Origin of the sequence: uncultured Tateyamaria sp. (genome assembly GCF_947503385.1) — a bacterium.
GTDB lineage: Bacteria > Pseudomonadota > Alphaproteobacteria > Rhodobacterales > Rhodobacteraceae > Tateyamaria.
This window is the reverse complement of the sequence record NZ_CANNDO010000002.1, coordinates 482,596-496,316: the sequence shown is the minus strand read 5'-3', so window position 1 is coordinate 496,316 and position 13,721 is coordinate 482,596. Positions and strand designations below refer to the sequence as shown.

Sequence of the window (13,721 nt, the reverse complement as noted above, 5' to 3'; positions counted from 1 at the left end):
ACCGGCCCGGCTGTGGCCAGAACGCCTGCGGTGCTCCGGTGACCGGATTTCCGATTTCCGCGCAATCACCCATCACATGGCCCGGTCCTGCGCCTGCGCAGGCGGATGTCGTTGTCATTGGCGGGGGCGTCATTGGTGTGACCACCGCTTTGTTTCTGGCACGGGACGGTCTGCGGGTTGTGCTGCTGGAAAAGGGGCGCATCGCTGGCGAACAGTCCAGCCGCAACTGGGGCTGGATCCGGCAACAGGGGCGTGATCCCGATGAGTTGCCGATTATGGTCGAGGCAAACGCGCTGTGGCAGACGCTGGCGACCGAAACCAACGTGGACATCGGCCTCACCCAAGGGGGCGTGACCTATCTTGCCGAAACCGACGCGGACATGGCGCGATATGCGGCATGGGAGCCGCACGCACGGGCCTGCGGTGTGGACACCGCCCTGCTTTCCGATGCGGAGGTTCAGGGGCTGATCCCCGGTATGGCGCGCCGCTACAAAGGGGCGATGCACACGCGCACGGACATGCGTGCCGAACCATGGGTCGCTGTGCCGGCGCTGGCTGGAATTGCCGCGCGGGCGGGTGCGACGCTGGTTGAAAATTGCGCGGTGCGCGCGTTCGACATCGCAGCGGGACGGATCACAGGGGTCGTTACGGAACAGGGCCGGATTGCGGCACCGGAGGTTGTGCTGGCAGGTGGGGCGTGGTCCGCACTGCTGCTGCGCCGCCACGGGGTCTCTTTGCCGCAGCTTTCCGTGCGCGCGACCGTTGCGGCCCTCGACGCGGCACCCATGGCTTACGCAGGTGGTGCGACAGACAGCCGGATCGCCTTTCGACCGCGCGCCGACGGGGGATATTCGGTCGCAGCAGGTGGGTTTCACGAACTGTTTGTGGGACCGGATGCCTTTCGCGCCTTGCCCAAATACCTGACGCAATTGCGGGCTGATCCTTTTGGCACGCGGTTCCTGCCCAAAGCGCCCAACGGTTTTCCGGACGGATGGGGCACGCCGCGCCATTGGGCCGAAGATGCGGTGAGCCCGTTTGAACAGCAGCGCATTCTGAACCCGGAACCAAATGCCGCCAAAGTGCGCGCGCTCTGCACCGATTTTGCGACCATGTTCCCTGATCTTGGCACGCCACGCACCAAGGCTGCGTGGGCCGGGATGATCGACACCATGCCGGACGTCGTGCCGGTCATCGACCGGATTGCCGCCTTGCCCGGTCTGACCGTGGGCACAGGGATGAGCGGGCATGGATTCGGCATCGGTCCGGGTGTGGGGCGGGTGCTTTCGGCTCTGGTCACTGGCGGCGATCCGGGCCATGATCTGGGGCGTTTCAGATGTGACAGATTTTCCGACGGAACCCCCATGCGCCTTGGCCCTGCGCTTTGACAACAGGAGCACTTCATGCCGATCAAAAACCGATTTGCCGACCTTCACGATGACATCACCGCCTGGCGGCGGGACATGCATCAGCATCCCGAAATCCTGTTCGAGACGCACCGCACCAGCGCGCTGGTGGCGGAGAAATTGCGGGAATTCGGCTGTGACGAGGTGGTTGAGGGGATCGGGCGCACCGGTGTCGTGGGGGTGATCAAGGGCCGGGCCAATGGCTCTGGCCGCGTGATCGGCCTGCGGGCGGACATGGACGCGCTGCCAATCCCGGAACAGACCGGCGTGGCCTACGCCTCAAAGATAGAGGGGGCGATGCACGCCTGCGGCCATGACGGCCACACGGCAATGTTGCTGGGGGCTGCGCAATATCTGGCCGAGACGCGGAATTTCGACGGCACCGCGGTCGTGATCTTTCAACCCGCCGAAGAAGGCGGGGGCGGAGGCCGCGAAATGTGCGAAGACGGCATGATGGAGCGTTGGGGCATCAACGAGGTCTACGGGATGCACAATTGGCCGGGGCGACCCGTGGGCGAGTTTGCGATTCGGCCTGGCGCGTTTTTTGCCGCAACGGATTTGCTGGACATCGAATTCGAAGGGCGCGGCGGACACGCCGCCAAACCGCAAGAGACCATCGACACCACGTTGATGGCGTCCCATGCGGTGACCGCGCTGCAAAGCATCGTCAGCCGGAATGCCGATCCGATTGACCGCGTTGTGGTGTCGATCACGTCATTCGAAACGTCGTCCAATGCGTTCAACGTGATCCCGCAAAAGGTCAAAATCATGGGCACCGTGCGCACCATGAGCGCAGAGATGCGCGACCTTGCGGAGACCCGGGTGAATGAGGTGTGCAACGGCATTGCGGCCACGTTTGGCGGTGTGGTGCGGGTGGATTACCAGCGCAATTATCCGGTGATGGTGAACCACGACGACCAGACGGCCTTTGCCGCAGATGTGGCGCGGACAGTCTCAGGGCAGTGCGAAGAAGCGCCCTTGGTTATGGGGGGCGAGGATTTTGCCTTTATGCTCGAAGAGCGGCCCGGCGCCTACATTCTGATCGGCAATGGCGACACCGCGATGGTGCATCACCCGGAATATGATTTCAACGATGCAGCGATCCCTGCGGGCTGTTCGTGGTGGGCCGAAATCGTGGAGCAGCGGATGCCGATCGCGTCATGATGTGAGGACGGCGGGTGACGCTCCCGCATACGCGGGTCGCCCCACCCACCGTCCCTTTCAGGCACCCAGAAGCTGACGATAGAGTGCTGTGATTGCGTCCGCCTCGTGTTGCAACTGAAACCCGGTGACGGCGCGGTCACGCGCCGCGTCCGACCACTGCGCCAGCGTATCAGGCGCAGTGAGGAGTGCGTTTATCGCCGCCACGATCTGCGGCACGGAACCGATGTCCACTAGCGTCCCGGTGTCGCCGTCTGCAATCAGTTCTTCGAACGCGCCAACGCGGGTGGCCACAACCGGCGCGCCGCAGGCCATCGCTTCCAGTGGGGTGAGGCCAAAGCCTTCCCACCGTTGCGGTGCCACATAAAGATCAAGCGCCTGATAGTATTTCGGCGTCTCCCATACCGGCACTTCGGGCAGGAAAAGGATACGGTCATCAAGGCCCGCACTGGCCACGCGCGCCTTTAACCCATCAAGAAAGCCCATGTCCTTTTGCACCGCGCGCCCCATGACAATGGCATTGGCTGTTGGGTGATTTGGCAGCGTCTCGATCATCGCATCGACGAATAGATCCGTGCCTTTGGACGTTCGGATGCGCCCGAAACAGCCCAGCAGGGGGCCTTCGGGCAGGCCAAGTGTGCGCCGCAGGGCAACGCGATCCGCTGTCGGGCAAAACACCTCTGTGTCGATGCCGTGATGGATCACGGTGGCCGGACGGTCGAGATAGGCGGCGGTCTTGGCCGAAGTGGCGATAACGGCATCCATCCGCCTGATCAGCGCCTTGGACAGGCCCGTATGTTGGCGCTGGCTTGCGGAGGTGAAAAGCAATCGAAGGTCTTTGCCAATAGCGCGCAGGGCCAGACCCGCAATCATTTCAACATTTCGGCGGGCGTGCCAGACGCGCGGTCCACTGGGGCCGTGCCGCGACATGGTGAGCAATTTGGACCAATGCACATTGGGCACGTGGTCAGGCATGACCGGCGCACAGGCGGTGATCGCGATGTGTTGTGCCTGCAGCGGCACCAGCCGCACCACGGTCGACGTCACGCCGGACAGGCGCCGTTTGAAGTTGGGCGCGATGACGTCCATGGCGGAGAGATCAGGCATGGTGCGAGGTCTCCTCGATCTCCGCAAGCGCAAACAGATCTTGCGCAAGGGGCGGCAGGACATCCGCCCCGTCGCGGGCCAGAGGCCGCGCCGCCGCGGCCAGTTGCGCCGCGCGGCTGGGATGTGTCAGCAATTCGCTTACCGCTGTGGTAAGGGCAGGGCCATCTGCCACCTCAACGCTGGCATTCGCGCGCTGGAAGGCGGCGTAGGCTTCGGTGAAATTGGCATAGCGAGGGCCGTGCAGAATGGCGGTATGCGCAGCGGCAGGTTCGAATGGCGTATGCCCCCCGTCATCGGAAAACGAGCCACCCAAGAACACAATGGGGCTGAGCGTGTACCACAGGTCCATTTCGCCCATTGTATCGGCAAGGTAGACCTGCGCGCCGTCGGACAGTGCACCGCCTGCGCTGCGCTGGACATAACCAAGCCCGGCCTCGGAAATGAGCCCAGCCACATCACCGGCGCGCTCGGGGTGGCGGGGAACAAGGATCAGGCACAGGTGGGGATGCTCCTCCAACAGCGTTTTGTGCGCGGCCAGCACTGGTGCTTCTTCGCCGGGATGTGTGGAGGCAGCGACCCAGACGGGGCGGCCACCAAGCGCCTCAAAAGCCGCATCACGGGTGCCGGGGGCCACCTGCGGGGCGGAGACAAGCGATTTGAGATTTGCGCCGGATTGGGCAAAGGGCAGACCCATGGCGCGCAAATGCGCGCGCGTGCGTTGATCCTGACAGTGCGCAAAGCGGATGCCGCGCAGCACATAGGCAGTGGTGTCGGGGAACTTGCACCACCCCCGCGCGCTGCTGTCAGAGAGCCGTGCGTTCAAAAGGGCGACGGGCAGGTCCCTGCGCGCGCAGCGGTCCAGCAAATTGGGCCACAGCTCGGATTCGACCAGCACGCAGAGATCGGGCCGCCAATGCGCCAGAAACCGGTCCAGAGGACCGGCAGCGTCCAGCGGGCTGAACTGATGCACCGCACCTTTGGGCAGCCGAGGCGCGACCGCTTGGGCCGAGGTGGCGGTGCCAGAGGTCAGCAGCAGGCGCACCTGCGGGGTCGTTTCTGCGATGTGGTGCATCAGGGGCAGAACAGATTTCGCCTCGCCCACCGACGCGCCGTGAAACCAGATCAGCGGGCCAAGGCGCCGGTGAGCCGTCCAGTGGCCGAGCCGTTCATGCGCGCGTTCTGTGGGCACGCCTGCGCGTTGCAACTTGCGGATCGTGGTTCGGGCAACAAAGGGAACGGCCAGCGCCGTGACCGCCTGATAGAGGCGAAAAAGCGCTGTCGCCCGTGGCATGTCAGCCGCCGGTGTGGCTCATGTGACGGGGCATCTGTCCATCCGCACGTTGGCGGGAATAGTCAAAGTCGTGGCCCTTGGGTTTAAGGGCGATGGCCGCCCGGATGGCATCTTCGAGGGGGGCATCCTCGTTGGGGTGGGCGCGCAAGGGCGCGCGCAGATCGGCCATGTCCTCTTGGCCGAGACACATGTAAATCTCGCCGGTGCAGGTCAGGCGCACGCGGTTGCAGCTTTCGCAGAAATTGTGGCTGAGCGGGGTGATAAAACCGATCTTTTGCCCCGTTTCCTCAAGCCGGACATAACGCGCGGGCCCGCCCGTGCGTTCAGCCAGATCGGTCAGCGTATAGCTTTGGGCGTAGCGTGCGCGCACGTCCTTGAGCGACCAGTACTGGCCCAGCCGGTCCTCGTTGCCGAGGTCGCCCATGGGCATCACCTCGATCCACGTCAGGTCCATGTCGCGCGTCGCGCACCATGCGGTGATGGTTTCCAGTTCTTCCTCGTTGAAACCTTTGAGGGCGACCGCGTTGATCTTGACCCGCAGCCCCACCGCCAGCGCCGCGTCGATGCCGCGCAGCACCTGCGCCAGTCGGCCCCAGCGGGTGATTGCGGCAAACTTGTCCTCGTCAAGCGTATCCAGCGACACGTTCACGCGCCGCACACCCGCCGCATAGAGATCAGCGGCAAAGCGTTCCAGCTGACTGCCATTGGTGGTCAGCGTCAATTCTTTGAGCGCGCCACTGTCCAGATGGCGGCCCATCGATTGGAAAAACGTCATAATCTCGCGACGCACCAGCGGCTCACCCCCGGTGATCCGCAGCTTGTCCACGCCAAGGCGCACAAAGGCCGAACACATCCGATCCAGTTCTTCGAGCGTCAGCAGCTCTTTCTTTGGCAGGAAGGTCATGTTTTCCGACATGCAGTAGACGCAGCGGAAATCGCAGCGGTCCGTGACGGAGACACGTAAATAGCGGATTGCCCGCTGGAAGGGGTCGATCAATGGCGCACTCATAGTGTTAAGTGGTATGTGCGCGGCACGCGTCCCGCAAGGGGGCAATGGTCGGCAATTGGTAGGAGAACGGTCATGGTTCGGGTTTTATGCGTGGTTTTTTGCCTTGGGGTGTCGGGGTGTGCGGTGCTGGACCGGGTGCAGGGCAACACGTCGACACCGGCGGTTGAGGCTGCGGCAGGCGTGACATCGGACGCCCAAGTGCGCCCGCAAGCGCGGCCCGGCACCAGCGTTCCGGCAGCCGCAGCGCCCGCGCCGGAGGTGTCGATTGGCACGCTGGGGCGCACGGTTGCCTCGCTGGGCAACGCCGCGGAACCGGGGCTGTGGCTCAAAACGCCTCTGGTGCAGACGGAACAGCCCGGCACCGTGTATTATCCGCAGACGAACAAAAGCGTGCAGGTCACGTTGATTCCCATTGATGGTCCGGCGACGGCGGGCAGCCGATTGTCACTGCAAGCGATGCAGGCACTGGGTGCGCCCCTCACCGGTCTGCCGGAGGTCGATGTGTTGGCGGGCTAGCGAGCCGCCTGATCTGGCTCAGACCTTGTCGAGATACTTGGCGGCTTCGCGCCGGGCAAAGGGTTTCATCGCGTCGCCATGCTGGTCCAAAAACGCCCGCACCCGCGGTGCGTCATGTTTGCTGAGATCGCGCAGCCACCACCCGATGGCCTTTTGAATGAACCAGTCGCGGTCCCCGACATAGTCCGCCGCCCATCTCAGGATGCGGTCGCGCGCCGCTTCTTCTGCCGGTTTCGGATGGTTCTGCTTGGTCCAGGGCAGGGTCATCACAAGGGCGGCGCGGCGGGTCCACATGTGGTCCGAACCCGTCCACCCCTCAACCACATCAAGCCGCGCAGGCTCCGCCAGCAGACGCCGCTGCCCTGCCATGCAGGCGTGATCCGCAACGGCCCAGCCATCAAACTGCGGCACCCATGAGCAAATCAGCGCCCATACGCCGTCGTCCGGGCGGATGCGCGCCTGAGTGAGCAGTTTACTGGCCGCCAGCCGCCCCTCGAAAATGTCGCTGTCCCAAAGGCCGCGCGCGAGTGTCACGCGGGTCTCGACATCAAGCGTTTGGCGCCAGCCCTTGGTCAACTCGTTCAGCACGGGATTGGGCACGCCCAGATGCGCGCGCGGGGATTTGTGATATGCCTTTGCACCTGCCGCGCGGTCCGCGTCTGCGTGGGCACCGATCTCGGCCAGCGCGGCGTCGGGCGTCATTCCGGGTCGGCCAGAAAATGCGTCGGCGCGCCGTCAATCGTCGCCTGATTGCGCTCGCGCCAATAGGTGTCGATGCCTTCGGGGCCCTTGCCTTTGGTCCAGTCGGCCAGCACCTCCCGCTCGCCCGCATAATCGTAGAACGGCACCGCAAAGCCGCAGGAGCTTTGCACCAGATCGACTGTCACGTCATAAATCTGGCGTGCGCCTGTATTGGCGGGAAACAACGCATTGAGCGCGGCAAAGCCATCATCCCGGGGATGCAGCGTCTGTGCCGTGCCATAGGTGCGCAGGATCATGGGCCGCTTTTCGAACCCGCACCACATCAGGGTCATACGGTTGATCTGGGCAAGGTGCCCGGCGGTTTCGTTGCCGGACCCGGTCAGGTTGCGCCAGACGATCCGGTTCGGGCCCAGCACGCGCAGGCTGTCCATTCCCTTGGGCGAGATATTGACCCGCCCCGTTGCCGCCGCGCTGCCTACAAAGAACATGTGCTGCGCTTCGATAAAGCCCTGATGATCATCGCTGATCCGGTCAAATTGCTTGGCCATCTATTCCACCGTCACGGATTTTGCGAGGTTGCGGGGCTGGTCCACATCCGTCCCCTTGGCGACCGCCGTCTGGTACGCCAAAAGCTGTGCTGGCACCGCATAAAGGATGGGGGCCAGAAGGTCGGGGCAGGTGGGCATCGTCAGGTTCGACCATGTGCCATCGCCCGCCTCTTCGATCCCTGCCGTGTCTGAGACAAGGACGACCTTGCCTTTGCGCGCCATCACCTCTTGCATGTTCGACACCGACTTGTCGAACAGCGCATCGCGCGGGGCCATGACAACCACCGGCACGTTCTTGTCGATCAGCGCAATGGGGCCATGTTTGAGCTCACCAGATGCATAGGCTTCGGCGTGTATGTAACTGATTTCCTTGAGTTTTAGCGCACCTTCGAGGGCCAGAGGATACATCTGCCCACGGCCCAGAAACAGCACATCTTGCGCCTCTGAAAGGCGGCGCGCGGTGCGCTGGATGTCGCCATTTTGCGCGATGGCCTGATTGATCAGACCGGGCAGGGTGCGCAGATCCGCCACATGATTGGCCAGCGCGTCCGGGCTCAATTGGCTTCGCGCGGCAGCCGCCTTGAGCACCAGCAAGAGCAGCACAGTCAGTTGGCAGGTAAACGCCTTGGTCGAGGCAACTCCGACCTCGACACCGGCGTGGATCGGCAGCGCCAGATCGCTCTCGCGGGCGATGGAGCTTTCGGGGACGTTGACCACCGATACAATCGTGTCAGCCCGGTCGCGGCAATAGCGCAGGGCGGCCAGCGTGTCCGCCGTCTCGCCCGACTGGCTGACAAACAGCGCCAGCGTACGGCCGGGAATGGGCGGTTCGCGGTAGCGGAATTCGGAGGCCACATCGACCTCAACCGGAATGCGGGCCACCTGTTCGAACCAGTATTTCGCCGTGAGGCAGGCATAGAATGCCGTGCCGCAGGCCACGAGGGTCAGCCGGTCATAGGCGGTAAAATCAAGCCCCGGATCGGGCAGGATGATCTCGCCCGCATCGGTCAGGTAATTGGCCAGCGTGTTGCCCAGCACGGTCGGCTGTTCGGCAATCTCTTTGGCCATAAAGTGCTTGTGCCCGGCCTTGTCGAGGCGGGTGGCATCGATGCTCACCTGTTTGACCGCGCGGTTGGCGCGGTTGCCTGCCGCGTCATAGACCGTGACACCGGCGCGCGTCACCACCGCGCGGTCGCCGTCCTCCAGATAGGTGATCCGGTCGGTGAGCGAGGCGAGCGCAATGGCGTCCGAACCTACGAACATCTCGCCATCGCCATGACCAATGGCCAGCGGCGGCCCCATGCGGGCGGCAATGATCAGGTCCTCTTCGCCGTCAAACAGAAACGCCAACGCAAAGGCACCGACCAGACGGTCAATGGCCTGAAACGCCGCCTCTTGCGGGCTGGCCCCCTCGGCCATAAAGCGCTGCGCCAGCAAGGCCACGGTTTCGCTGTCGGTCTCGGACTGTGCGGCATAGCCTGCGTCGGCCAGTTCCGTGCGCAATTCCCGAAAATTCTCGATGATGCCGTTGTGTACAACGGCCACGGGACCGGCATGGTGAGGGTGCGCATTGCCCACCGTCGCAGCCCCGTGCGTCGCCCAGCGGGTGTGCCCGATGCCCGACTTGCCCGCCAGCGGTTCATGCACCAGCGTGTCGCTGAGGTTGACCAGCTTGCCCACCGCGCGACGGCGATCCAGACGGCCACCGTTTACGGTGGCGATACCGGCGCTGTCATAGCCGCGATATTCGAGCCGCTTGAGCGCCTCGACAAGGATGGGCGCGACTTCGTGGTTTCCCAGCACCCCGACAATTCCACACATTTTCAGCTGCCTCGCTGCTGCCTGGCCTTTTTGGCCTTTAACATTTCGAACAATTTGCGGGCCATGCCCGGTTTTTCGACCTGCGGCGCACGGGCAATGGCCAATGCGCCGTCCTCGACGTCTGAGGTGATGACCGAACCGGAGCCTGTCATGGCCTCGTCCCCGACAGATACGGGTGCCACCAGCATCGTGTTGGACCCGATAAAGGCGCGCGCGCCCACTTCGGTCCGGTGCTTCATCACGCCGTCATAATTGCAGGTGATCGTGCCCGCGCCGATATTGCTGGCCGCGCCAATGGACGCGTCGCCGATATAGCTCAGGTGGTTGACCTTGGCCCCTTCGGCAAGCGTCGCATTCTTGATCTCGACAAAGTTGCCGACCCGCACGTCCTCGGCCAGTTCCGCGCCGGGGCGCAGGCGGGCATAGGGCCCCACGATGGACCCGCGCGCCACGTGGCAGCCTTCCAGATGGGAAAAGGCGCGGATCGTCGCCCCGCTTTCCACGGTCACGTCGGGGCCAAAGACCACGTTGGGCTCGATCAGCGCGTCGCGGCCCACAACCGTGTCAAAGGACAGGTAAACCGTGTCCGGCGCCGCAAGCGTCACGCCATCGGCTAGCAGCGCCGCCCGTGCGCGGGTCTGAAACAGTGCGTCGGCCGCGGCCAGATCGGTGCGGCTGTCGACGCCCAGCGTCTCGGCCTCGTTGCATTTCACGGCGGTCACGGACAGACCCCGTGCGTTGGCCAGTTCGGCCACTTGCGTCAGGTAGTATTCGCCCGATGCGTTGTCATTGCTGAGCCCCGCGATCAGGTCAAACAGGGTTGCCGCGTCGCACGCCAGCAGCCCGCTGTTGGTAAAGCGGATCTGCCGCTCATTCTCGGTTGCGTCCTTGTATTCCACGATGCGCAGCAGCCGGTCGCCCTCCATAACCAGCCGCCCGTAGCGCGGCTGCAACTCGGCTACGTCAAAGCCCAGCACAACCACGTCGTGATCCTTGCGTGCCGCCAGCATCCGCTCCAGCGTTTCGGGCTGAAGGAACGGCGTGTCGCCAAAAAGCACAACCACGTCGCCGTCGAACCCGGCCAGAGCGTCGCGCGCCTGATCCACCGCGTGGCCCGTTCCCAGCTGTTCGGCTTGGATCACCACCTCGGCCTGCGTGTCGTAGTTCCACGCGGCTGCCTGCACTTGATCCGCGCCGTGACCTGCCACGACAATGGTGCGCGCGGGGTCCAGTGCCGATCCGGTCTGCATCGCGTGATGCAGCATGGGCGCGCCCGCGATAGGGTGCAGGACCTTGGGCAGGTCCGAATTCATTCGGGTCCCCTTGCCCGCAGCCAGGATGATCAATGCAACGCTCATTCTCTGCCTCTTTGTGGCCGATTGTCTTTGTCTTTTTGTGAGCCCCTGTTTATCCGCTGGTCGCAAAGGCGCAAGCGGGCGTGGGTAAAAGGTTGTTGCGGCTTGCAACAGGAAGGGCGGAGCATGACAGCGGTAATCTTTGATCTGGACGGAACGCTGGCGGACACCAGCGGCGATTTGCTGGCCGCCGCCAACCATTGTTTTCTCGATATGGGGGCGGGCGACGTGCTGGGCCCGCAGGACGCAGGCGTGGCCCTGCGCGGCGGGCGGCGGATGCTGACCGTCGGGCTTGAACGGCTGGGCCGTTTCGATGCGGCGGTGGTCGATCGGTACTATCCCGTCCTGCTCGAAGCCTATGGCGCCGCCATTTCCGAGCATACAACGCTATATCCCGGCGCGATGGATGCGGTTGAGGCGCTGAAAATCGCCGGACACAGTGTCGGCATCTGCACCAACAAACCCGAGGGGCTGGCACGGCAGTTGCTGACCGAGCTGGACGTGCTGACTGCCTTCGGCAGCCTTGTCGGCGCAGACACATTGCCGGTGCGCAAACCCGACCCCGCGCCGCTGGTCGAGGCAGCAGCGCGTCTGGGTCACGGCCCGCAGGATTGCCTGCTGGTGGGCGACAGCGACACTGACCGCAACACCGCGCGTGCGGCGGGCGTGCCGTCTATACTGGTGACATTTGGCCCCTCGGGCGAGGACATGGCCGCGCTCGACCCGGAGGCGCTGCTGCATGATTACGCCGACTTGCACGCCTGCGTGTCGCGGCTTGCCGCTGCTTGAAGACGTAAACCCGCGGTTTCACGCTTTCAAATCCGGGCAGCGCCGCTTGACCTTGCGCCTGCGCGCCCTCACACACGGTATATGACAGAGCGTTTTACCGGAAGTTTCACCCAGCAGGAATCAATCCCAGAGGCGGCGATTGATGCCGCCGTGGCGGTCATGCGCCATGGACGCCTGCACCGCTATAACACCGGTCCGGGCGAGGTGGCGGAAACCGCACGGCTCGAAGAGGAATTTGCCGCGCTTGTCGGCGCGCAATATTGCCTTGCCGTGGCCTCGGGCGGCTATGCGATGGCAACAGCGCTGCGCGCGGTCGGCGTGACACATGGCGACAAGGTGCTGAGCAATGCGTTTACACTGGCCCCCGTGCCGGGCGCGATTGCGGCCGTAGGGGCTGTGCCGGTGTTCGTCGGCGTGACCGAGGCGCTGACCATCGACCTTGATGATCTTGAGGCAAAACTGGGTGAGGCGCGCGTGCTGCTGCTCAGCCATATGCGTGGTCATATCTGCGATATGGAACGTCTGATGGCGATGTGCGATGCAGCAGGCGTCACAGTGATCGAAGATTGCGCCCATACGATGGGGGCCGCGTGGAACGGCAAGCCGTCGGGCCGCTATGGGGCGGTTGGGTGCTATTCCTGCCAGACATACAAGCACATCAATTCGGGCGAGGGCGGGCTGTTGGTCACGGACGATCCGCATATCGCGGCCCGGTCAATCATGCTGTCCGGCAGCTACATGTTGTTCGAACGTCACAACGCCGCCCCACCGGCGCATGTGTTCGACGACATCAAATACGACACGCCCAACATATCGGGCCGCATGGACAATCTGCGCGCCGCCATCCTGCGTCCGCAACTGGCAGACCTGCCCAAACAGGTGCAACGCTGGAACGACCGTTACCACGCACTCGAAGATGGGTTGCGTGGCACGCCCGGCCTCACCGTGGTGGAGCGTCCCGAGGCAGAAAGCATCGTCGGCTCCTCCATCCAGTTTCTGCTGCTGGACTGGGCGGGGTCGGCTGTGCGCGACGTGATCGCACGCTGCGGCGCGCGCGGGGTCGAGCTGAAATGGTTCGGTGCCCCCGAACCCGTCGCCTTTACCAGCCGTTACGACAGCTGGCGCTACGCCCCGTCAAAACCGATGGCGGCCAGTGACCGTGTCCTTGCCGGCATCGTCGATATGCGTGTGCCCCTGACGTTCAGCATCGACGATTGCACGCTTATCGCCCGGATTATCCGCGCGGAGGTTTCGGCGGTGTATCAGGCGTCCGCATCGGCGTGACCTGATCCGCCCGTGCGGCACTGGTCAATCCCGGATGCATGAGACAGCCCGGCCAGTCCCCCGGCGGGTGCGCCCGTGATACGCCGTCGGAGACGCGGGGATGCGACGCCGGTTTTTCATGGTCGCGTCGGCATTCCTTTGGGCAACCCGCTTGGCCAGCGTGTCTAGCAGCGCAAGCCATTCTTGGCATGACGCGGTTGGTTGAGACATGTCCGTATCCTCGGGCAAATCGACCTAAAGCGCGATGTCGAGACGTCGGCCAGCGCCTTCCTGAATTTCGTCTGACACATGGTGCGCGCCTCGCAATCCGCCGCAATCCGCGTGGCCGTAACGACGGCGTCTGACTCTGCGCCCGACGAAACAGCACGGAGGACATCCGCACGTCAAAGCGTGGCGGCGCGTATCTGGAACATGTAACTGTCGCGGAACGCTACGGCGGATAGACCCCGGTCTATCGCGCTGTCGCCCTGACCCTGGCCAGATGTATCGGCCTCCAGATAGCGGAGGCGGACCGCCAGAATTCGGGCGATCCGCAGTTTGAAATCTCCGCATCCCTCGCACCCAAGGGTCCGGCACATTCGCACGACCGTGGGTTCGCCGACACCCGTAGCGTTGGCCACACGCTGTTTCTGCGTGGCGCATATCCTGTCCATATTGCACCGGGCGGAAACAACGACGGACAGGCGGATGTGGCCCGTTGTTTCGATATCACCTGAGTTCAGTCGGGCTTGTTAC

The 13,721-nt window shown here is 63.9% G+C and carries 13 protein-coding genes; 5 read left to right on the top strand and 8 right to left on the bottom strand.

From position 1 onward, the window contains the following. The first annotated feature begins 38 nt into the window (after positions 1 to 38). Complete coding sequence (locus Q1A85_RS08455; protein ID WP_299687274.1) at positions 39 to 1,385, top strand: FAD-binding oxidoreductase; 1,347 nt, start codon at positions 39 to 41, stop codon at positions 1,383 to 1,385. 15 nt (positions 1,386 to 1,400) lie between these two features. Next, a complete protein-coding gene (locus tag Q1A85_RS08450) occupies positions 1,401 to 2,567 on the top strand; it encodes a M20 aminoacylase family protein (RefSeq protein WP_299687273.1) in 1,167 nt (388 codons plus the stop codon). 57 nt (positions 2,568 to 2,624) lie between these two features. Here the strand turns inward: Q1A85_RS08450 and Q1A85_RS08445 are convergent, their stop codons facing one another. From Q1A85_RS08445 to moaA, 3 genes are read right to left on the bottom strand one after another with little or no spacing between them, the layout of a single operon-like run. Further along, positions 2,625 to 3,671 carry a glycosyltransferase family 4 protein gene (locus Q1A85_RS08445; RefSeq protein WP_299687272.1) on the bottom strand — a complete coding sequence of 349 codons (1,047 nt, stop codon included), beginning with the start codon at positions 3,669 to 3,671 and terminating at the stop codon, positions 2,625 to 2,627. Continuing rightward, positions 3,664 to 4,962: a 3-deoxy-D-manno-octulosonic acid transferase gene (locus tag Q1A85_RS08440; RefSeq protein ID WP_299687271.1), complete on the bottom strand. Its 1,299-nt coding sequence runs from the start codon at positions 4,960 to 4,962 to the stop codon at positions 3,664 to 3,666. Before Q1A85_RS08440 ends, Q1A85_RS08445 begins: the two co-directional genes overlap by 8 nt. A gap of 1 nt (position 4,963) precedes the next feature. Further along, positions 4,964 to 5,971, bottom strand: coding sequence for a GTP 3',8-cyclase MoaA (gene moaA / locus Q1A85_RS08435; protein ID WP_299687270.1), 1,008 nt, complete (start codon positions 5,969 to 5,971; stop codon positions 4,964 to 4,966). 72 nt (positions 5,972 to 6,043) lie between these two features. Between moaA and Q1A85_RS08430 the strand changes: the two genes are divergently transcribed. After that, complete coding sequence (locus tag Q1A85_RS08430; protein WP_299687269.1) at positions 6,044 to 6,487, top strand: hypothetical protein; 444 nt, start codon at positions 6,044 to 6,046, stop codon at positions 6,485 to 6,487. A gap of 18 nt (positions 6,488 to 6,505) precedes the next feature. On the opposite strand, the gene Q1A85_RS08425 is transcribed toward Q1A85_RS08430, so the two are convergent. Genes Q1A85_RS08425 through glmU form a run of 4 tightly spaced genes read right to left on the bottom strand, consistent with a single transcriptional unit; the run spans position 6,506 to position 10,916 of the window. Next, on the bottom strand, positions 6,506 to 7,189 hold the full coding sequence (locus Q1A85_RS08425) for a DNA alkylation repair protein (protein ID WP_299687268.1): 684 nt from the start codon (positions 7,187 to 7,189) through the stop codon (positions 6,506 to 6,508). After that, complete coding sequence (locus Q1A85_RS08420; protein WP_299687267.1) at positions 7,186 to 7,737, bottom strand: pyridoxamine 5'-phosphate oxidase family protein; 552 nt, start codon at positions 7,735 to 7,737, stop codon at positions 7,186 to 7,188. Before Q1A85_RS08420 ends, Q1A85_RS08425 begins: the two co-directional genes overlap by 4 nt. Further along, entirely contained in the window at positions 7,738 to 9,558 is a 1,821-nt protein-coding gene (gene glmS, locus Q1A85_RS08415) for a glutamine--fructose-6-phosphate transaminase (isomerizing) (RefSeq protein ID WP_299687266.1), read from the bottom strand. Between the two features lie 2 nt (positions 9,559 to 9,560). Further along, positions 9,561 to 10,916 carry a bifunctional UDP-N-acetylglucosamine diphosphorylase/glucosamine-1-phosphate N-acetyltransferase GlmU gene (gene glmU, locus Q1A85_RS08410; RefSeq protein ID WP_299687265.1) on the bottom strand — a complete coding sequence of 452 codons (1,356 nt, stop codon included), beginning with the start codon at positions 10,914 to 10,916 and terminating at the stop codon, positions 9,561 to 9,563. Between the two features lie 123 nt (positions 10,917 to 11,039). Between glmU and Q1A85_RS08405 the strand changes: the two genes are divergently transcribed. Both Q1A85_RS08405 and Q1A85_RS08400 read left to right on the top strand, forming a co-directional pair. Next, a complete protein-coding gene (locus Q1A85_RS08405) occupies positions 11,040 to 11,702 on the top strand; it encodes an HAD-IA family hydrolase (protein WP_299687264.1) in 663 nt (220 codons plus the stop codon). Positions 11,703 to 11,783: 81 nt separating this feature from the next. Further along, positions 11,784 to 12,986, top strand: a complete 1,203-nt coding sequence (locus Q1A85_RS08400) for an aminotransferase class I/II-fold pyridoxal phosphate-dependent enzyme (protein ID WP_299687263.1) — start codon at positions 11,784 to 11,786, stop codon at positions 12,984 to 12,986. 383 nt (positions 12,987 to 13,369) lie between these two features. On the opposite strand, the gene Q1A85_RS08395 is transcribed toward Q1A85_RS08400, so the two are convergent. Then, complete coding sequence (locus tag Q1A85_RS08395) at positions 13,370 to 13,639, bottom strand: hypothetical protein (RefSeq protein ID WP_299687262.1); 270 nt, start codon at positions 13,637 to 13,639, stop codon at positions 13,370 to 13,372. Positions 13,640 to 13,721 lie beyond the last annotated feature (82 nt).